Source organism: Pseudomonas sp. NFPP12, assembly GCF_900103205.1.
Taxonomy (GTDB): Bacteria; Pseudomonadota; Gammaproteobacteria; order Pseudomonadales; family Pseudomonadaceae; genus Aquipseudomonas; species Aquipseudomonas protegens.
Genome location: NZ_FMWW01000005.1, coordinates 646,940 through 667,204 on the forward strand (window position 1 = coordinate 646,940; position 20,265 = coordinate 667,204).

Annotated in this window: 17 protein-coding genes and 1 pseudogene; 3 read left to right on the forward strand and 15 right to left on the reverse strand. The window is 62.8% G+C overall.

Annotation, left to right across the window (positions count from 1 at the left end):
- Window positions 1-115: 115 nt before the first annotated feature.
- From BLS75_RS24140 to BLS75_RS24165, 6 genes and pseudogenes are all read right to left on the reverse strand, one after another.
- Window positions 116-2,266, reverse strand: coding sequence for a hypothetical protein (locus tag BLS75_RS24140; RefSeq protein WP_072451916.1), 2,151 nt, complete (start codon window positions 2,264-2,266; stop codon window positions 116-118).
- The gene (locus BLS75_RS24145) at window positions 2,253-3,455 is read right to left on the reverse strand and encodes a DUF3142 domain-containing protein (protein ID WP_072451917.1); all 1,203 of its coding nucleotides are present in this window, start codon (window positions 3,453-3,455) and stop codon (window positions 2,253-2,255) included. Before BLS75_RS24145 ends, BLS75_RS24140 begins: the two co-directional genes overlap by 14 nt.
- Window positions 3,456-3,672: 217 nt before the next feature.
- Complete coding sequence (locus BLS75_RS24150) at window positions 3,673-5,712, reverse strand: 2Fe-2S iron-sulfur cluster-binding protein (protein ID WP_072451918.1); 2,040 nt, start codon at window positions 5,710-5,712, stop codon at window positions 3,673-3,675.
- Window positions 5,713-5,735: 23 nt separating this feature from the next.
- Window positions 5,736-6,365: pseudogene (locus tag BLS75_RS24155) on the reverse strand (glutathione S-transferase).
- 126 nt (window positions 6,366-6,491) lie between these two features.
- The gene (locus tag BLS75_RS24160; protein WP_072451919.1) at window positions 6,492-7,394 is read right to left on the reverse strand and encodes a LysR family transcriptional regulator; all 903 of its coding nucleotides are present in this window, start codon (window positions 7,392-7,394) and stop codon (window positions 6,492-6,494) included.
- Window positions 7,395-7,464: 70 nt separating this feature from the next.
- Window positions 7,465-7,785 carry a hypothetical protein gene (locus tag BLS75_RS24165; RefSeq protein WP_011064373.1) on the reverse strand — a complete coding sequence of 107 codons (321 nt, stop codon included), beginning with the start codon at window positions 7,783-7,785 and terminating at the stop codon, window positions 7,465-7,467.
- Between the two features lie 351 nt (window positions 7,786-8,136).
- Here BLS75_RS24165 and BLS75_RS32765 point away from each other — a divergent pair, with 351 nt between their 5' ends.
- From BLS75_RS32765 to BLS75_RS24180, 3 genes are all read left to right on the forward strand, one after another.
- Window positions 8,137-9,363 (forward strand): PAAR domain-containing protein, encoded by a 1,227-nt coding sequence (locus BLS75_RS32765; protein WP_015637569.1) that lies wholly within the window; start codon window positions 8,137-8,139, stop codon window positions 9,361-9,363.
- A gap of 5 nt (window positions 9,364-9,368) precedes the next feature.
- Complete coding sequence (locus BLS75_RS24175) at window positions 9,369-9,830, forward strand: hypothetical protein (protein ID WP_011064375.1); 462 nt, start codon at window positions 9,369-9,371, stop codon at window positions 9,828-9,830.
- 281 nt (window positions 9,831-10,111) lie between these two features.
- On the forward strand, window positions 10,112-10,498 hold the full coding sequence (locus BLS75_RS24180; RefSeq protein WP_015637570.1) for a hypothetical protein: 387 nt from the start codon (window positions 10,112-10,114) through the stop codon (window positions 10,496-10,498).
- Window positions 10,499-10,591: 93 nt separating this feature from the next.
- Here BLS75_RS24180 and glmS read toward each other — a convergent pair whose 3' ends face one another.
- The 9 genes from glmS to BLS75_RS24225 form a co-directional block, all read right to left on the reverse strand.
- Window positions 10,592-12,424, reverse strand: coding sequence for a glutamine--fructose-6-phosphate transaminase (isomerizing) (gene glmS / locus BLS75_RS24185; RefSeq protein WP_072451920.1), 1,833 nt, complete (start codon window positions 12,422-12,424; stop codon window positions 10,592-10,594).
- Between the two features lie 10 nt (window positions 12,425-12,434).
- A complete protein-coding gene (locus BLS75_RS24190; protein WP_169892547.1) occupies window positions 12,435-13,205 on the reverse strand; it encodes a DeoR/GlpR family DNA-binding transcription regulator in 771 nt (256 codons plus the stop codon).
- Window positions 13,206-13,365: 160 nt separating this feature from the next.
- Entirely contained in the window at window positions 13,366-14,733 is a 1,368-nt protein-coding gene (glmU, locus tag BLS75_RS24195) for a bifunctional UDP-N-acetylglucosamine diphosphorylase/glucosamine-1-phosphate N-acetyltransferase GlmU (protein ID WP_072451921.1), read from the reverse strand.
- Between the two features lie 115 nt (window positions 14,734-14,848).
- Complete coding sequence (locus BLS75_RS24200) at window positions 14,849-15,274, reverse strand: F0F1 ATP synthase subunit epsilon (protein WP_011064380.1); 426 nt, start codon at window positions 15,272-15,274, stop codon at window positions 14,849-14,851.
- 45 nt (window positions 15,275-15,319) lie between these two features.
- Complete coding sequence (gene atpD / locus BLS75_RS24205) at window positions 15,320-16,696, reverse strand: F0F1 ATP synthase subunit beta (RefSeq protein WP_011064381.1); 1,377 nt, start codon at window positions 16,694-16,696, stop codon at window positions 15,320-15,322.
- Window positions 16,697-16,723: 27 nt separating this feature from the next.
- Window positions 16,724-17,584, reverse strand: a complete 861-nt coding sequence (gene atpG / locus BLS75_RS24210) for a F0F1 ATP synthase subunit gamma (RefSeq protein ID WP_011064382.1) — start codon at window positions 17,582-17,584, stop codon at window positions 16,724-16,726.
- 50 nt (window positions 17,585-17,634) lie between these two features.
- Complete coding sequence (atpA, locus tag BLS75_RS24215; RefSeq protein ID WP_011064383.1) at window positions 17,635-19,179, reverse strand: F0F1 ATP synthase subunit alpha; 1,545 nt, start codon at window positions 19,177-19,179, stop codon at window positions 17,635-17,637.
- Between the two features lie 21 nt (window positions 19,180-19,200).
- Window positions 19,201-19,737, reverse strand: coding sequence for a F0F1 ATP synthase subunit delta (locus BLS75_RS24220; RefSeq protein WP_011064384.1), 537 nt, complete (start codon window positions 19,735-19,737; stop codon window positions 19,201-19,203).
- A 12-nt stretch (window positions 19,738-19,749) separates the two neighbouring features.
- The gene (locus tag BLS75_RS24225; RefSeq protein WP_011064385.1) at window positions 19,750-20,220 is read right to left on the reverse strand and encodes a F0F1 ATP synthase subunit B; all 471 of its coding nucleotides are present in this window, start codon (window positions 20,218-20,220) and stop codon (window positions 19,750-19,752) included.
- Window positions 20,221-20,265: the final 45 nt, after the last annotated feature.

Sequence of the window (20,265 nt, forward strand, 5' to 3'; positions counted from 1 at the left end):
GCCTGGCGATCCCCGGCAAAATATTCGCCCCACAAATCGCCGCGACCGCTGCGTCGGAGTGCCGCCCAGCTCGTACGCAGCCTGCGGCAGCGGCTACAGGATCCTGGGCACGCCTTTATGTCGCCTTGTGCGAGGACACCGCGCGGCGGCGTCGGAACAGGTAGGCCGCCCCCAACAGCAGCACGCCGGCACCGGCGCCGGCAGCCAGCCTGTGCTCGGCCACCGCGGAACGGGATGCGTCCAGCCACTGGGTCAGGTAGCGCTTGTTGGCGCTGCCGAAATCCGGTTCCTCACAGTTCATGCCGAAGTTGCCGGCCCACTCCACAAAGGGACCGTTCTGCACATAGCGCTGGTAGTACTCGATCTCGGCATCGCTGCCCCGGGTCCAGCGCGCCGCCTTGCACAGCACCGCGGCATAAGCCTGGCTGGTGTGGGGCAGGAAGTCCGCCGCCTGGTTGCCCAGCTCGCCGGCCACGTAGCGATAGTGGTAGCGCACATCGGGTTCGGCAGTGGTGGCCTGCTGGCGCTGCACTTCGTCGGCGCTGATCAGCGGGCCAGCCTGTACCGGCGGGATTTCCAGGCTGTAGCTGCCCCACAGGCTGTGGTAGTCCGGACCCATCTCGTAGCCGAGGATCTCCATCCCCGATGCCCGTGCCAGCTTGCCCGCCTGGTAATAGGCCTCGGCTCGCCGGGTTGGCAGCCAGGCCGACTCGGCACTGCGCCGGTACTCGCCGTAGGCCTTGGCGATCGCCTGGCGCTCGGGGGTGTAGAAGTAGCCCCAGCCCTCTTCGTAGCGGCCCTCGCGCAACAGCCGCCGGCCCAGCAGTTCGCGTACCTGGGCGGCAATCGGCAGGCTCTCGTAGTAGGCATCGGGCTGCTGGGGGACGAGCGGCGGCGCCGGAACCTGGGCGTCGACGAAATGCTTGAGTTCATCCAGGGTCAGCACCCGCTCAGCCACGGTTGCCGCGTCGTGCCAGTAAATGTCGCCACTGCGGTAGAGCAGCTCGAACGCCTGCACATAGTCGCCACGGTCCAGGGCCAGCAAGGCGCTTTCGCCTTCTACCCGGCAGCCCGGCTTGAGGTCTTCATAGTTGCCGTCGTAGTCGCCGCGAAAGCCCCAGCTCTCGTCCCGGGGGAAAGCCGCGGCGGCCTTGGCGTAAGCGGCTGCGGCCGCCGCCTTGTCGCCGTCGCGCACGGCCAGCTTGGCCCGCAGCCACCAGGCCAGGCCACCGTCGCCGGCATGCTCGAGCAGCAACCGGGTGGTGGCGAAATCGCCGTTCTGGTAATTCAGCGCCGCCAGGCGATCGGCGTTGTCGAACGTGCCGGCGGTGCCCTGGCTCAGCAGCTTGATCAGTTTTTGCTCGGCCTCCGGCTTTTCACCGAAGGACCAGCCCTGGTGCGAAACCAGCGAAGCCGTGAGCAAGCGCGCCACCAAGGGCTGCTTGAGCTGCTCCAGCAATTGCGCGTCCGACAGGCCGCCCAACTCGCCCACCACCTGCTTCAGCGAGCTGTAGCCGACCTCCGACCCCAGCAGGTTCTGGCTGGCATACAGATCGATGGCCTCGCTCCAGTGGTTCTGGTTCTTCAGAATGCGCGCCTCTTCTCCCAGGCTGGCGATGCCCAGCTCCAGGGGGTCGCTGAAGCCGTCGATGCTCAGTTGGCGGGTCTGGACGAAGGCCTGGCGCGCCGCCAGCAAGGTGTCGCTGCGCCCCTGGTCGTCCAGCTCGTTGGCCTCTTCACTGATGGCTTGCAGGGCCCGGCCCAGGGAGTAGGCGGCCCAGGTACTGCGCAGCGCCCGCTGCTCGGCGGGCAGCGCCAGCACCTTGCGGAAATACTCCGCCGCCAGCTCATGATCCCCGGCGCCGAAGGCCACCGCGCCCGCGGTGTAGAGGTTGATCTGCGGCGGCAGGCTGGCCCCTTGCTGCTCCGCCACGCGCCCGTCATTGAGCATGCGCAACTGCCCGACCAGGGCTTTCTGGGCGTCGTCCAGCCCTTGCTGTTCCGCCCAGTTGCGCGCCTGTACCTCGTAGCTGTCAGGCAGGTTGTAATCGCGGCTGAAGGCATCCTTGACCACTGGCTTGAGCCCGACGATGGGCTTGCCCAGGCGGGACACTTCGAACTGGAAGCTGCCTTCGGGCAACTGCGCCAGGGTCTGCGGGCGATCCTCCAGCAGGCGCATGGGGAAGGTCGGACCGCAGGCCAGGGCCGGGGCCAAGGGCAGGCACAGGCTCAGGCACAGCAGGTAGCGGGATCTAGGGACGAACATGTGCAGCTCCTTGGTCAATTTTTGTACAGCGGGCCCAGCCCACGGCCCGGGTGCCGCCCGCCGCCAGACGGCCGGCCTGCTGGCGGGTCAATAGCAGCTGGCCGTCACGCAGCTCGGCGGAATAACCGCTCAGCCCGTCGAATCCGTCGCATTGGGCAACGGCCAGGGTCAGTTGTTCAGGCAAAGGGCGGTCGAGATTGCCCGGGTTGTCCAAGCGGATATCGAAGAGACCGTCCTGCTCCTGCAGGCTGATGCCCAAGCGGCTGTCCAGCACGTCTCCACGGGCCACCGCGCGCAGGGTATCCAGGCTCCAGGCGCGGACATCGCCCTTGAGCGGCAGGCGAAACCAGATCAGCCCGGCCAGATGGGCCGGCGGATCATTGCGCAGGGTCTTGGCCAGTTGGCTCAGTTGCTCGGGGTCGGCCATCAGCTCCCGGCGCTGGCCCCGGCGCGCAATGGGCGCCTCGCTTTCCACCACTGGAGCCTGGGCGGTGCCGGGCAGCAAGGCCACGCCGTAGGCAGGCAGGGCCAGGTAGAACGGCTTGTCGCTAACCCCAGCCCAGCGCCTGGCCCATTGTTCAGCCTGGTGCGGGTCGAACAGCCCGCGCCGGGGGTCGCTGACCGCATGCACCTGGAGCACGCTGCTGTCGACCTGAGCCAGCAGCCCGGGCAACTCGCGGCTGTCGAGCCAGGCGGGCAGCGCGGTGATGCTCAGGGCCAGCTGCTGCGGCAGCACCTCGCGCAGCCGCCGCAGGAGCCCGGCATAGGCCGGCAGCCGGGCGCTGCCGGCATCGTGGTCGATCTCCAGGCCGGCCAGGGTCAGGCCCTGCCCTTGCCAGTCGGCCAGCAGTTGCTGCACCTGCTGGAGGATGTCGTCCTGGTTCAGGGACGGCAGTTGGCCATCCAGGCGCACCACCGCAATCAGTGGGCGACCGTCTTGCTTGAGCAAGGCGGCGTCGATCCGCGCCCGGCTCCAGCCGGCCTGTGGAAAAGCCTGCAGGGCCAGCACCCGGACGGTGGAAAAGTCCGCCCGCGAGCCTGCCAGGGCGTCGGCGTGGGCCGGGGTCCACTGGCGTTGCCAGATATAGAGCTGCTGATCCAGGGGCGGCCCCTCTTCATGACGACAGGCATTGAGCAGCAGCCCGCAGACCAGCACGGCGCAAAGACGGAGCAAAAACCGGGGGAGCATGAATCGTTGATTCCCTTTAACGCAAAAGCCCCGGAATACCGGGCGCCATACACCTGATCGACATCGCCTGTAGCCGCTGCCGGGCCCGCGAGGCAGCGAAAAGAACCGCAGGGCCTTCCCCCCTCACTTACAACCCTCAGCTACCGCGACAAAGCAGCCGCCAGCCTACGCAGCAGCGCGGTTGGCAGCAATCGCCGCAAGGAGTTTTTTCCCGCTTCTACAGGTCCAGTACCAACGCTGGCACCAGGTTATCCACAGCCGCCGGCACCGCGCAGCAGATCAGCACCTGCCCCGGTTCCGGTAACTGTGCAGGCACCTGTGGATAATTCACCTGGCCGCTGATCAACCGGGTCTGGCAAGTGCCGCAGGAGCCGCCACGGCAACTGAATGGCGGATGCAGGCCGGCACTCTCCGCCAGTTGCAGCAGGCTGCCGCTGGCCGGCTCCCAGGACAGCTCCCGGCCGGCCTGCTGGAACCGCACCGCCACGGCCCGGGTGGCGGCAGGCGGTTGGGCAAAGGGCACGGCCTCGGGGTCCGGCCGGCGGCGCAGGGTCGAAGGGCCGAAGGTTTCGGCATGGATCTGCCGGTCGTCGATATCCAGGTCCCGCAGGCTGTCGTACAGGCCCTGGGTAAAGGCCCCGGGGCCGCAGAGCACGAAGTCTGCGCGGTCAAGATCCAGGTCCGGTTGCGCCAGCAGCAGTTGCACATCGATGCGCCCGCAATGATCAAAGCCAGCACCCGGCCGGGCCCCGGCTTCCGGCTGGCTGAGCAGGCGCAGCAGCCGCACTGAATCCCCAGCCTGCGCCAGCAGGGTTTGCAGCTCCTTGGCAAAGGGTTGCTCGGCAAGCGTGCGCGAACCCTGGATCAACCAGGTGGGCCGGGTATGCCGGGTGCGCAGGCCCTGGTACAGCACCTCCCGCAGCATCGACAGCAACGGTGTGATGCCGACCCCGGCCGCCAGCAGCACCAGTGGCTGTGACGACAGCGCATCAGTAGTGAAACGCCCCTGTGGGGCGCGGGCCTGCAGCAAGTCGCCGACCTTGAGTGCCTGATGCAGGTGGCGGGAAACCTGGCCCTCGCGCTTGACGCTGATACGCAGAAAATCATCGGAAGGCGCGCTGGACAGGCTGTAGGTGCGAATCAGCGGCTGGCCGTCGAGCACGACCTGCACGGGCAGGTGCTGGCCGGGCACAAAGCTCGGGCCGCCGGCTGCATCCGCCGGTTCCAGGTAGAAGGAGCGAATGCTGCTGCTTTCGTCCTCGATCCGGGTCACCCGCAATGGCCGCCACTGCTGGCCCAGGGCCGTGGCGCGCAGCCGAGCCTCGGCTTGCGGCCAACTGCCGGTCAGCAGGCTGTTGGGGGAAAAACCCTGCAACTGCCAACGCAGGGACAGCGCCGCCGGGCGCCGTACCAGCCGCTCCACGGTAAAGCGCCACAACCGCTCGGCGCCCTGGAAGGCCTTGACCAGCGGCCCGTCGTGGATGATTTCGGTGCGGCCGCTGAGCTGCAGCAACTCACCGCTGTGAAAGTCGATGAACAACAAGCCGGCCCGGGGGTTGAGCAGCAGGTTGCCCAGGGTATTGAAGTGCAGGTTGCCGGCAAAATCCGGGATGGTCAGGCAATTGCCCTCGACCCGGACGAACCCGGCCTGGCCGCCACGGTGGGACACATCCACCGAGCGCTGGCCGTCCAGGTCGACGTAGCTGGCGACAAAGAAGGTGTCGGCGCCACCGATCAGGGCCCGAGCCTCAGGATCCAGGCCGTCGCGATACTGTGCCGGCCGGCTGGCGGGGTCGCTCAAGGGCACCTGCTGCAGCTCGCGCTGCTGGATGTATTGCGGGCAATTGCCGAACGCCTGTTGCACCGTCACGCTGAAGCCGTGGCGGTCCACAGCACTGACCCGGCCATTGAGGCGGTTGCGCCGCCGGGTGTGCAGTTCAATGCCCAGCAAGCCCAGGGCCGCACCTTCCTGCAACTGCACGGGGTCGTCGGCGGCCGGCAGGCTGCCCAGGCGCAGCCGGGTCGCCTCGGGGGCCTGGGCGAAACCGGGCGGGCCTTCGAGAATGCTCGCCCAGGGGTTGCCCTGGGCATCCACCGCGCCCACCAGGATGAACGGCAACTGCCCGTAGAACTGCCGGTGCTGATCCGGCATCGCCTGGCGGATCACCTTGGTGCCAAAGGCCTCCATGCGCTCGGCCACTCCGGCCCGGGCCTGCAACTGCCGCTCGCCGGCATGCCAGGGGGAACTGCTGCTCATGGTGCTGCCTCCGCAGGTGCGCCTCAGGCGCTTTTGAGCCCCGCCGCCGTGGACGGCATGGGCACGAAGCCCGGCAAGGCCTCGATCCGCGCCAGTCAGGCCCGCACGTTGGGATAATCGGCCAGGGACACGTTGCCCTCCGGCGCGTGGGCGATATAGCTGTAGCCGGCGACGTCGGCGATGGTCGCCTGTTCACCCACCAGGAACGGCCGGTTCGCCAGTTCCTGGTCCATGACCTTGAGCAGGCCGTGGGCCCGGGCAATGACCTCCTCGGCATTGAAGGTGGCGCCGAACACCGTGATCAGTCGCGCCGCCGCCGGACCGAAGGCGATCGGCCCCGCCGCCACCGACAACCAGCGCTGTACCTGCGCCGCGCCCACCGGGTCGGTGGGCAACCAGCGGCCGCGGCCATAGCGTTGCGCCAGGTACACCAGGATCGCGTTGGAGTCCGCCAGCACCGTGCCCTGGTCATCGATCACCGGTACTTGGCCAAAGGCGTTGAGGGCCAGGAACTCGGGCTGCTTGTGGGCACCCTGGGCCAGGTCGACAAAGATGGTTTCGGTAGGCAGGTCCAGCAGCGACAGCATCAGCTCGACGCGGTGAGCGTGGCCGGACCGGGGAAAGTTGTAGAACTTGATGGGAAGCAGGGACATGCTCGACTCCGCAGGCTGGGACGCGGTCGAAGGGCCGCGCTGGCAGGGCCATCTTGGTCCATGACGCAAAACAACAGAATCACCAGAAATCGCAATCCGGCATTTCAGCCAGCGCAATAAAGCTGATCAAGTATTGAGCGATGGATGCTCGCGCAGGGCCTGCACGGCGAAATCGACAAAGCTGCGTACCCGCGCCGGCGCCTTGCGACCGCCCTGGTACACCACGTGGATCGGCAAGGGCGGCAGCTCGAAATCCGCCAGCACGATCTGCAGCTGGCCGGCAGCGACCTGATCGGCCACCTGATAGGACAGCACCCGGGTCAGGCCCAGCCCCAGGCAGGCGGCACTGATGGCGGCCTGGTTGGCGCTCACCAGCAGCCGCGGTTCCGGGCGCAGGCTCAGAGCGCGCCCGGCGTCGTTGAATTGCCAGTGGCGCGCCTGGCCGGTGGAGGATGGCGCAATCAGCGGAGCCTGGCGCAGGTCGTCGGGGTGCTGGGGGCAACCATGGGCCGCCAGGAATCCGGGGGCTGCACAGACCACCCGGCGCACCTGGCCTACTCGGATGCTGTGCTGGCCGCTGTCCGGCAATTCGCCGATGCGCACCGCCACATCGATGCCTTCATCCACCATGTTCGCCACTCGGTCCACCAGCAAGGCGTTGACGCTGACCTGTGGATAACGTTGCAGATAGCGCACCAGCAGCGGTGTGACGAACAGATCGCCGAACAGCACCGGCGCAGTCAGGCTCAGTTGCCCCCGTGGCTGGGCGTGGATGCCGGCGGCCGAGGCCTCGGCATCCTGGACCTCGGCGAGAATGCGTCGGCAGTCCTCCAGATAACGTTGCCCGGCTTCGCTCAGGTGCACCTTGCGGGTGGTGCGCACCAGCAACTGGGTGCCGATGCGCTGTTCGAGGGCTGCCACGGCCCGGGTGACGCTGGCCGCCGACAGGTTAAGGCGCCGCGCAGCCGCGGCGAACCCCTGCTCCTGGGCGACACAGACGAACACCTGCATTTCCTGAAACCTGTCCATGTCTTATCTCACCTGGCAGCGCCCGCCCGACAGGCGCCCCGCACGCGCAGCATAATCCACGGCCACGACGTCAGGGAGCGCACCAGGTCTGCACCTCGTGCTTGTCAAATCCGGGGCAACGGTTGGTTTTGGCAATCAACCGGTAAGGTTGGTCTTGGGCGTAGGAAAAATAGAAGTAGTACTGCTGATCTTCACCGTATAGCCAATAGGAAGAGGAACCCTGGTTGATCAGGGTCGGTTCAAAGGTCCAGATGGACGATTCAGCAGGAATGAAATTGGTTCGGTCCATCAGCAGCAAGAGGCTGTTGGAGAGCACTGGGGTCAGGACTCCCAGGCCCAGGACAGCCACCATCAGAACGATCATCCATCCATGAATCAGGCGAAGTGTCATTGGTTTTCCATTAGCGCGCTAAAAAATTCCGGCCTGTGCACAAGTCGGGATTCGCCGGGGCGTCCACTGGCACTCGCAGTGGATTCGCAGAACCAAAACTGTCGCACAAAAATAACGCTCTGATTTCAATTGTTTTTCGAAGATCCAACGCGGACAGGCGAGCAAGGACAAGGGTGCACCCCAGCCGTTTGGTTCCTTCCCGCCGGCGGCGTGAAGCGCGAGTGGTCCCCTGTGACGACAGACTGCCTTCCAGCTCTTGCCGCGCCCCCGGTTACTCTTTGATAATCCGCCGCTCGGGCCACCCACTGGCCCCAGGGAAGATGCGTATCGCATCGCAGGCGGAGTCTCAGCATGGATGTACAGGCCGCAGCGCGGTTGGGCGACGACATCGCCCATGGATTCGGAGTTGCTGCCATGCTCGCCGGCGCGGTCGCAGGCGCTCTCATTGGCGCGGCCATCATTGCGGCGACCGCGGCAACAGGCGGCCTGGCGGTGGTGATCCTGGCGGGTTCGGTCGCCGCCGGTGGCCTGTCGATGTTCCAGCTGGTGAAGGGGCTGTCGACCATCTTCGATCTGCCCGAGCCAACCACCGGTGAACTCATAAGGGGCAGTCCCAACGTATTCGTCAACTTGCGCAATGCCATGCGTGCCGGCGAGGACGTGTCCAGTTCCTGTACCGGCTTTCCTGTGGCGCATCCCCCCTGGCCCTTCCCGGTCACCATCGCCGAAGGCAGCGCTACCGTGTATATCAACGGCAAGCCGGCGGCGCGACTGAGCAGCAAGATGACCTGCGGCGCGCATATCAAGTCCGGTAGCCCGAACACCTTCATCGGCGGTCCGACGCTGCAGGTGGAATTCGTGCTGGATATCGAGGGCTGGCTGCATACCGGCCTGGAGGCGCTGGGCCTGGTCGCCGCCGCCGGCGCGCTGGTGCTGGCCGCCATGGCCGGCCTCGCGGCCCTGCTGACCACCGTGGCGGTGGGGGCCGCGATCTATGGCGGCATGGAGTTGCTGGGCCAGCTCGGCGACCGGCTCGGCCCGGGCTACCGTGACCTGCTGCAAGGTATCGCCGGCCTGGCGCTGCTCGGCGCCGGGCCGAAAATGGCCAAGTTGAGCGCCGAACGCAATGCCGCGCGACTGGCCAACCAGTCGCAGGTGCTCGAGGTGCGCACGGCCGCCCAGGTCAACGAGGCGATGGTCGCCGAGGGCAATTTGCCGGCTTGGCTGGAAGGCACCCAGGTCAAGACCGAAATAGTGCCACCGGGAAGGCAATACCAGATGGTCGTCGCCAAGGGCCAGGCCGAAGCCATCATGCAGGGCAAGCCAGCCTTCGGAGGTTTCGCCGCCCCCGAGCCGATTCCCAGCCAGGCCTACGCTCGGGATAAACTGGTGATCCTCGATCGATTCAAGACAGACGTATCCCATGTGATCACCGTCGAAACCACCGCACCGCAAAAGATTCACAGTGGTATCACCGGCCCGCTGGAGAACTACAAGGGCGGCGTGCAGCAGGTGGAGTTCGTCGGTGACAGGAATCTGAAAATTGTCGGCACGCCTGGTGTGCTGCCTGTGGAGTGAAAGTTGTGATTAGTGATTTCGAGCGGATCCGCGAAGACGGCAAGGTCATCGACGAAAACATGACGGTGGACCAGATGATCGCCCTGGGGTGGTCTCCTTGCCGGGTCGTCGAGGCTCGCTGGCGCTGGCAGGAACAGCTCCTGAGCGTGGTCAACAGCCGCGGCCTGCTGGCGATCGTGGTGCCGGATCGGCAACACCTGGCCATCCTGTGGAACGATGACGATACGGGCGTGGCCGCAACCCTCTACGTGGTCTCCGGCGACCGCCAGCAACAGATCAGGATTGCCGACCAGTTACTGATCAATGGCCAGCTCGAAGCAGGTATCTACAGCTGGTTCGAGCAGTTCCCGCAGGTTTCGCCCAGCATCTTTACCTGCATGTTCAGCCGTCAGCGTGACCAGGCAATGTTCAGGGTGGATATCGACGCGTCGACTGGCGACATTGTTTCGATACAGCATTCGCGCTGAGCGCTGTTCAGCGCCGCCACGCCTGAGCGACGAGCGCTGCAGGCAGGCAAAGGAAAAGAACAAAGAGGGGAGCCCGGCTGGGCTCCCCTCTTGCTGTGTCAGCTTCGATGATCCAGGACCATCACTTGAGTGATAGTGAGGATTAAAGACTGTCTCGCCGGCCCAAGAAAATATCGCCCCGAATGCTGTCGCGGAATTGTTTCCTACTGATGCTGGCAGCGGCATGGCGCTGAGATGGGCTTGCCAATTTGGCAACCCATCACAGTAGAGAGAGGCTTGATATGCCCACTTTGAATCCTGCAATCACGCTGGTCGGCAACCTTGACCAATTCAACCATGATGGTTTCGAGATCGAAGCCATGAACTTCCTCTTCGATCGCCTTGATCGTGGCAACCTGACGGTGGATGGCGAGCCCCTGTACATTGGCAATCAAGCTGTCCATCACTACACCTGGCGCGACAAACAACGTAACCGCACCTGCTCAATGTTCTACACGTATGGCAATACCCCGAGCAGTCATCTTTCGGTTTATGGCCTGGGCAAACACGTTGGTGACAGCGACAAGGAATACGCGCTCTACACCTGGATCGACAAGAAAGAACAGCTGTACACCCTGGCCCCAACCCGCAGCGATTCACGCTTTCGCTCGCTGCTAGCGCCCAACTGAGTCGGCGCCATGTGAAGCAGCCCCCTGCAACAAGGCGCTCATCTGGAGCGCCTTGTTGCAAGAGCGAGCACCTGGGCGGTCACTGTGGATAACTCACTCCACGGTCACCGACTTGGCGAGGTTGCGCGGCTGGTCGACGTCGGTGCCCTTGAGCACGGCCACGTAGTAGGACAGCAGCTGCAGCGGGATGGTGTAGAGGATCGGCGAGAGGATGTCGTGGATGTGCGGCATCTGGATCACGTGGGTACCTTCGCCATTGGTCATGCCGGCCTGCTCGTCGGCGAACACGATCAGTTCGCCGCCACGGGCGCGCACTTCCTGCAGGTTGGACTTGAGCTTTTCCAGCAGCTCGTTGTTCGGTGCCACGGTAACCACCGGCATGTCGTTATCCACAAGCGCCAGGGGGCCGTGCTTGAGCTCGCCGGCCGGATAGGCTTCGGCGTGGATGTAGGAAATCTCCTTGAGCTTGAGCGAGCCTTCCATCGCCACCGGGTACTGGGCACCACGGCCGAGGAACAGGGTGTGGTGCTTGTCGGCAAACAGCTCGGCCGTTTTTTCCACCACACCATCCATGGCCAGGGCTTCGCCCAGGCGGATCGGCAGGCGACGCAGCTCTTCCACCAGCTCGGCTTCCACGCCGGCGGCCAGGGTGCCACGTACCTGGCCCAGGGACAGGGTCAGCAGCAGCAGGCCCACCAGTTGGGTGGTGAAGGCCTTGGTCGAGGCCACGCCGATCTCGCGACCGGCCTGGGTCAGCAGGGTCAGGTCCGATTCACGCACCAGGGAGCTGATGCCGACGTTGCAGATCGCCAGGCTGGCGAGGAAGCCCAGCTCCTTGGCATTGCGCAGAGCGGCCAAAGTGTCGGCGGTTTCGCCGGACTGGGAGATGGTCACGAACAGGGTGTCGGGCTGCACCACCACCTTGCGGTAGCGGAACTCGCTGGCCACTTCCACCTGGCAGGGGATACCGGCCAGTTCTTCCAGCCAGTAACGGGCGACCATGCCGGCGTGGTAGCTGGTGCCGCAGGCGACGATCTGCACATTGCGCACCTTGGCGAACAGCTCGGCGGCTTGCGGACCGAAGGCCTGGACCAGTACCTGGTTGGCACTCAGGCGGCCTTCCAGGGTGCGCTGCACCACGGATGGCTGCTCGTGGATTTCCTTGAGCATGAAGTGGCGGAACTCGCCCTTCTCTGCCGCTTCGGCGCCGTCGCGGTACTGCACCGCCTCGCGCTCAACCGCTTTGCCGTCGATGTCCCAGATCTGCACGCTGTCGCGGCGGATTTCGGCGATATCACCTTCTTCCAGGTACATGAAGCGGTCGGTGACCTGGCGCAGGGCCAGTTGGTCGGAGGCGAGGAAGTTTTCCCCCAGGCCCAGTCCGATCACCAGCGGGCTGCCGCTGCGGGCCGCGACCAGGCGGTCCGGCTGGCTGGCGCTGATCACGGCCAGGCCGTAGGCACCGTGCAGCTCCTTGACGGTGGCCTTTAGAGCCACCGTGAGGTCGCCCAGGTCCTTGAGCTTGTGGTTCAGCAAGTGGGCGATGACTTCGGTGTCGGTGTCCGAAGTGAACTCGTAACCCAGGGCGCCGAGCTGAGCGCGCAAGGTTTCGTGGTTCTCGATGATGCCGTTGTGCACGATCGCCAGGTCGCCGGAGAAATGCGGGTGGGCATTACGTTCGCATGGCGCACCGTGGGTGGCCCAGCGGGTGTGGGCGATGCCCAGGCGGCCGACCAGCGGCTCACTGGCCAGGGCCTGCTCCAGTTCGCTGACCTTGCCCGGGCGCCGCATGCGCTCCAGCTTGCCGGCATTGGTATAGACCGCCACACCGGCGCTGTCGTAGCCGCGGTATTCGAGGCGCTTGAGGCCTTCCAGCAAAATGGCGGTGATATTGCGTTCAGCAACGGCGCCAACAATTCCACACATGGTTTCTCTCCTAGCTGACAGCCGCGCAAATCAGAGTTATGCCGCGGGCCTGGATCTGGTCGCGGACCTCTAAGGGCAGGCGATCATCGGTAATAAGGGTATGGACGCTGCTCCACGGCAGCTCCAGGTTGGGAATCTTGCGGCCGATCTTGTCGGATTCGACCATCACCACCACTTCCCGGGCCACTTCGGCCATGACCCGGCTCAAACCCAGCAGTTCGTTGAAGGTGGTAGTGCCACGGGCCAGATCGATGCCATCGGCACCGATAAACAGCTGGTCGAAGTCGTATGAGCGTAGAACCTGCTCGGCCACTTGGCCCTGGAAGGACTCGGAATGCGGGTCCCAGGTGCCACCGGTCATCAACAGCACCGGTTCGTGCTCCAGCTCGCTCAGGGCGTTGGCCACATTCAGCGAGTTGGTCATGACCACCAGGCCAGGCTGCAGGCCCAGCTCGGGGATCATCGCGGCGGTGGTGCTGCCACTGTCGATGATGATCCGGGCATGCTCACGGATACGCTGCACCGCAGCGCGGGCAATGGCCTGCTTGTATAGGGATACTGGCTGGCCAATATCGCTGACCAGTTCCTGGGGCATGGTGATCGCTCCACCGTAGCGGCGCAGCAGCAAGCCATTGCTCTCCAGGGCGGCCAGGTCCTTTCGAATCGTAACTTCAGAGGTTTCGAAACGCTTGGCCAACTCGTCAACGCTCACTTCGCCCTGTTCATTGAGCAAGGCGAGGATATTGTGGCGACGTTGAGGTGTGTTGCGTTTTGACATGATGGCTTTAAGTTTCGATTCGAAAGATAACGGAAGCAATAAAAACCCAAGATCGAAACTTCGTCAAGCGCGCAGGTGAAAAAAATCGCCGGCAAGCCGGCTCCTACAGATGGGTGTAAGAGCCAGCTTGCCGGCGAACAGGGTTCCGCGGTTGTGGATAACCTCAGTCCTTCTTGATCTTCTCCGGCCGTTTCCAGCCGTCGATGTTCTTCTGCCGGGCGCGACCGACCGCCAGTTGAGCCGGGGCCACATCCTGGGTGATGGTGGAACCGGCAGCCGTGGTGGCGCCGGAGGAGATATCCACAGGTGCTACCAACGAGTTGTTGGAGCCGATGAACACGTCTTCGCCCATGATCGTCTTGTGCTTGTTCACCCCATCGTAGTTGCAGGTGATGGTGCCGGCGCCAATGTTGGTGCGCGCACCGATCACCGCGTCGCCCAGGTAGGTCAGGTGGCCGGCCTTGGCACCCTGGCCCAGGTGGGCATTCTTCAGTTCGACGAAGTTACCCACATGAGCCCTGGCTTCCAGCACGGTACCGGGACGCAGCCGGGCGAACGGACCGGCATCGCTGCCCTCGCCCATCACCGCGCCATCGAGGTGGCTGTTGGCCTTGATCACCGCGCCCTTGCACAGGGTACTGTCCTTGATCACGCAGTTGGGGCCGATCACCACGTCGTCCTCGATCACTACCCGGCCTTCGAGAATCACGTTGATGTCGATCAGCACATCACGGCCAACGATGACTTCGCCACGCACATCAAAACGTGCCGGGTCGCGCAAGGTCACGCCCTGGGCCATCAACCGGCGGCCGGCCCGCAGCTGGTAGTGCCGCTCCAGCTCGGCCAGTTGCTTGCGGTCGTTGGCGCCCTGCACTTCCATGGCGTCGTGAGGCTGCTCGGTGGCGACGATCAGGCCGTCGCTGACCGCCATGGCGATCACGTCGGTGAGGTAGTACTCGCCCTGGGCGTTGTTGTTGGACAGCCGGCCGGTCCAGTCGCCCAGGCGCTTGCCGGGCACTGCGAGAATGCCGGTGTTGCCTTCGGTGATGGCGCGGGTGGCTTCGTCAGCATCCTTCTGCTCGACAATGGCGACGACTTTGCCGTCGGCATCACGAACGATGCGCCCGTAGCCGGTAGGGTCGTCCAGCTCGACGGTAAGCAGGCCCAGTTGCTCCGGCCCCACCTGCTTGAGCAGGCGCTGCAGGGTCTCGACTTCGATCAGCGGCACGTCGCCGTAGAGGATCAGTACGGTATCGGCGCTAATGAAGGGCACCGCCTGGGCCACGGCATGGCCGGTACCCAGTTGCTTGTCCTGCAGCACGAAATTCAGGTCGTCGGCGGCCAGCCGCTCGCGCACCGCATCGGCACCGTGGCCAATCACCACGTGGATGCGCTGTGGATCGAGTTGCCGGGCGCTGTGGATAACATGCCCGAGCATGGAGTTGCCGGCGACCGGGTGAAGAACCTTGGGCAGCGCCGAACGCATGCGGGTGCCCTGGCCTGCGGCGAGGATAACGATTTCGAGAGACATGACTGGCTACCAATCCTGGAAGGTCAGACTGCGACCAAGAGGGGGGTGAATGGCGGAAAATAAAAAGGGTAGCCGAGGCTACCCTTTTTAATCAATCACACAGAAAGCCTGCGACTTAGCCGCCGAACTTCTTGCGGATCTGCTGGACGGTACGCAGCTGAGCTGCGGCCTCGGCCAGACGTGCAGCAGCAGAACCGTAGTCGAAATCTGCGCCTTTTTCATTCAGGGCCTTCTCAGCAGCCTTGACGGCTTCCTGAGCGGAGGCTTCGTCCAGGTCGGCAGCACGTTGCACGGTGTCGGCAAGAACCTTGACCATGTTCGGCTGAACCTCGAGGAAACCACCGGAGATGTAGAACACCTCGGCTTCCCCGCCCTGCTTGATCAAGCGGATCGGACCTGGCTTCAGGTTGGTGATCAGCGGTGCGTGACCCAGAGCGATACCAAGATCACCCAGTTCACCGTGCGCAACCACCATCTCCACCAGACCGGAGAAGATTTCCCCTTCCGCGCTGACGATATCGCAATGGACTGTCATAGCCATCTGCTTGCCTCAACCTAAATTAGCGCCCGTTGCCGGGCGCCGGGATTACAGTTTCTTGGCTTTCTCGATCGCTTCGTCGATGCCGCCGACCATGTAGAACGCTTGTTCTGGCAGGTGGTCGTAGTCACCGTTGAGGATGCCTTTGAAGCCAGCGATGGTGTCTTTCAGGGAAACGTATTTGCCTGGAGAACCAGTGAAGACTTCAGCCACGAAGAACGGCTGCGACAAGAAGCGCTGGATCTTACGAGCGCGGGATACCAACTGCTTGTCGGTTTCCGACAGCTCGTCCATACCCAGGATCGCAATGATGTCCTTCAGCTCTTTGTAACGCTGCAGTACGTACTGAACGCCGCGAGCGGTCTCGTAGTGTTCGTTGCCGATCACGTTCGGGTCCAGCTGACGGGAGGTCGAGTCCAGTGGGTCTACCGCTGGGTAGATACCCAGGGAAGCGATGTCACGGGACAGAACGACGGTGGCGTCCAAGTGGGCGAAGGTGGTCGCTGGCGACGGGTCGGTCAAGTCGTCCGCAGGTACGTATACCGCTTGGATCGAGGTGATCGAGCCTTGCTTGGTCGAAGTGATACGTTCTTGCAGAACGCCCATCTCTTCAGCCAGGGTCGGCTGGTAGCCTACTGCGGAAGGCATACGGCCCAGCAGTGCGGATACTTCGGTACCGGCCAGGGTGTAACGGTAGATGTTGTCGACGAACAGCAGAACGTCGTTACCTTCGTCACGGAACTTCTCGGCCATGGTCAGGCCGGTCAGGGCTACGCGCAGACGGTTTCCCGGCGGCTCGTTCATCTGGCCGTAGACCAGTGCCACTTTGTCCAGAACGTTGGAGTCCTTCATCTCGTGGTAGAAGTCGTTACCCTCACGAGTACGCTCACCCACACCGGCGAACACGGAATAACCGCTGTGCTCGATGGCGATGTTACGGATCAGTTCCATCATATTTACGGTCTTGCCTACACCGGCACCACCGAACAGACCGACTTTACCGCCCTTGGCGAACGGGCAAACCAGGTCAATTACCTTGATCCCGGTTTCCAGCAGGTCGTTGCCGCCTGCCTGTTCTGCGAAGGAAGGTGCTGGACGGTGGATGCCCCAACGCTCTTCTTCACCGATAGGACCGGCTTCGTCGATTGGGTTGCCCAGTACGTCCATGATCCGGCCCAGGGTCGCTTTACCGACCGGTACGGAGATGGCTGCGCCAGTGTTGTTGACGTCCAGACCGCGCTTCAAGCCTTCGGTGGAGCCCATCGCAATGGTACGCACCACGCCGTCGCCCAGCTGCTGCTGAACTTCCAGAGTGGTTTCGGCGCCTTGAACCTTCAAGGCGTCGTAGATGCTCGGTACGCTGTCGCGTGGAAATTCCACGTCGATAACGGCGCCGATGATTTGAACGATACGTCCGCTACTCATAGCTGGATCCTCTGAATATTTGAACCGTTAAACCGCGGCAGCGCCGCCGACGATTTCCGAGATCTCTTGGGTGATCGCAGCCTGACGCGCCTTGTTGTAGATCAGCTGCAAATCGCTGATCAAATCACCGGCGTTGTCGGTAGCGTTCTTCATTGCGATCATCCGCGCCGCTTGTTCAGCTGCGTTGTTCTCGACCACCGCCTGGTAGACCTGCGACTCCACGTAACGGACCATCAAGCCGTCCAGCAGCTCCTTGGCATCCGGTTCGTAGAGGTAGTCCCAGTGGTGCTTGAGTTCTTGATCCGGGGTTGCCTCCAGTGGAATCAACTGCTCCACGGTCGGCTGCTGGGTCATGGTGTTGATGAACTTGTTGGATACCACGGACAGGCGGTCAATCCGGCCTTCCAGGTATGCATCCAGCATCACCTTGACGCTGCCGATCAGATCATTGATCGACGGCTCTTCACCCAGATGGCTGATAGCTGCAACGACGTTACCGCCGAAGTTGCGGAAGAAGGCCGCACCCTTGCTACCGACCACACACAGATCGATCTCGACGCCTTGTTCGCGGTTTACCGCCATGTCCTTGACCAGGGCCTTGAACAGGTTGGTGTTCAAGCCACCACACAGACCACGGTCACTGCTCACCACAACGTAACCGACGCGCTTGATAGCACGGTCGATCATGAACGGGTGACGATATTCCGGGTTGGCGTTGGCCAGATGACCAATAACCTGGCGGATGCGCTCCGCATAAGGACGGCTAGCAGCCATGCGCATTTGTGCCTTGCGCATTTTGCTGACCGCCACTTTTTCCATGGCGCTGGTAATTTTTTGCGTGCTTTTGATGCTCGCAATCTTACTGCGAATCTCTTTTGCGCCTGCCATGTAACACCTATCAGGTTAGCAAGCGGGAGCCTTGCGGCTCCCGCTGCGGCTTACCAGGTTTGGGTGGCTTTGAACTTCTCGATACCGGCTTTCAGGCCAGCGTCGATTTCGTCATTGAAGTCACCCTTCACGTTGATCTTCGCCATCAGGTCGGCGTGATCGCGGTTGAAGTAAGCAATCATGGCCTGTTCGAAGCTACCAACTTTGGCAATCTCGACGTCCGTCAGGAAGCCACGTTCAGCGGCATACAGGGACAAGGACATGTCGGCGATGGACATCGGCGCATATTGCTTCTGCTTCATCAGCTCGGTAACGCGCTGACCATGCTCAAGTTGCTTACGGGTCGCTTCGTCCAGGTCAGAAGCGAACTGGGCGAATGCCGCCAGTTCACGGTACTGAGCCAGAGCGGTACGGATACCACCGGACAGCTTCTTGATGATCTTGGTCTGAGCGGCACCACCCACACGGGATACCGAAACACCGGCGTTCACAGCAGGACGGATCCCGGAGTTGAACATGGCCGATTCCAGGAAGATCTGACCGTCGGTGATGGAAATCACGTTGGTCGGAACGAACGCGGAAACGTCGCCAGCCTGGGTTTCGATGATCGGCAGAGCGGTCAGGGAACCGGTCTTGCCAGTCACTGCGCCGTTGGTGAACTTCTCTACGTACTCTTCGGAAACGCGGGATGCGCGCTCCAGCAGACGGGAGTGGAGATAGAACACGTCACCTGGGTAGGCTTCACGGCCTGGTGGACGGCGCAGCAGCAGGGAAATCTGGCGGTAGGCCACTGCTTGCTTGGACAGATCGTCATAAACGATCAGCGCGTCTTCACCGCGGTCACGGAAGTATTCGCCCATGGTGCAACCGGAGTACGGAGCCAGGAACTGCAGTGCTGCAGATTCCGAAGCGCTCGCTGCAACGATGATGGTGTTAGCCAGTGCACCGTTTTCTTCGAGCTTGCGAACCACGTTGGCGATGGTCGATTGCTTCTGACCGATAGCCACGTAGACGCAGAAAATGCCGCTGTCTTTCTGGTTGATGATCGCGTCGATCGCCAGAGCGGTCTTACCGATCTGACGGTCACCGATGATCAGCTCACGCTGGCCACGGCCGACTGGGATCATGGCATCGACAGCCTTGTAGCCAGTCTGTACAGGCTGGTCTACCGACTTACGCCAGATCACGCCTGGAGCAACTTTCTCGACCGCGTCGGTCTCGGTGTTGTTCAGCGGACCTTTGCCGTCAACTGGGTTACCCAGTGCGTCGACTACGCGACCCAGCAGTTCCTTACCAACCGGAACCTCCAGGATGCGGCCAGTGCACTTGGCGCTCATGCCTTCAGCCAGACTGGTGTACGCGCCCAATACAACGGCACCTACGGAGTCTTGCTCCAGGTTGAGGGCCATACCGTAGACGCCGCCCGGAAACTCGATCATCTCGCCGTACATAACGTCGGCCAGACCGTGAATCCGCACGATGCCGTCAGATACGCTGACGACAGTGCCTTCGTTACGGGCTTGGGAGGTCACATCGAGCTTTTCGATGCGGCCCTTGATAATTTCACTTATTTCGGAAGGATTGAGTTGCTGCATTGCTCTGCTGCCCCTTCAAACTCAAGATTTCAATGCTTCGGCAAGGTTCGCGAGTTTGCCGCGAATCGAGCCATCGATAACCAGGTCGCCGGCGCGGATTACGACGCCACCAATAAGGCTGGCATCCTCCGCAGCGTGCAGTCGCACTTCCCGGCCGAGCCGTGCACTGAGAACCTTGGCGAGTTTGTCTTGCTGTTCTTGGTTCAATGCGAACGCACTGGTCACATCCACATCCACCGATTTCTCTTGCTCGGCCTTGTACAGGTCGAACAGAGCGGAGATCTCCGGCAACAGCAGGAGACGGTCGTTTTCGGCGGCAACGTGAATGAAATTCTGTGCCTGTGCATCAAACTTGTCGCCACACACTTCGATAAAAGTGCTGGCCTTTTCTGCGCTCGTCAGTCGCGGGGCCTTAAGCACGCGCTGCATGGTGTCATCTTGTGACACCGCTGCAGCCAGGCCGAGCATGGCTGACCAAGAGGCCAGCTGCTGGTGGGCCTGAGCGTGCTCGAAGGCCGCCTTAGCGTAAGGTCGGGCCAACGTGGTCAGTTCTGCCATGATCGCCCTCGCTTAAATTTCAGCAGCCAGTTTGTTAACCAGCTCTGCGTGCGCGTTTTGATCGATTGTGGCACCCAGGATCTTCTCTGCGCCGTTGACTGCCAGGCTGCCCAGTTGGGCGCGCAGCGCGTCTTTGACGCCGTTCAGTTCCTGTTCGATCTCGGCCTGAGCCTGAGCCTTCACACGTTCAGCTTCGACACGAGCCTGTTCACGGGCTTCGTCGACGATCTGAGAACCGCGCTTCTTGGCTTGCTCAATGATTTCAGCTGCCTGAGCTTTAGCTTCGCGCAGTTGCTGACCCGCTTTATCTTGGGCCAGTTCCAGGTCACGAGCTGCTCGGCTGGCAGCGTCCAGTCCATCCGCGATCTTCTTTTGACGTTCGTGCAGAGCTGCAATGACCGGAGGCCAAATGAACTTCATGCAGAACAATACAAAAATTAAGAACGCAACGGACTGGCCAATCAGGGTTGCATTAATGTTCACGCCAACACCTCGCTCGTTCGTTGTCCGTCACACCAATCAACTCGA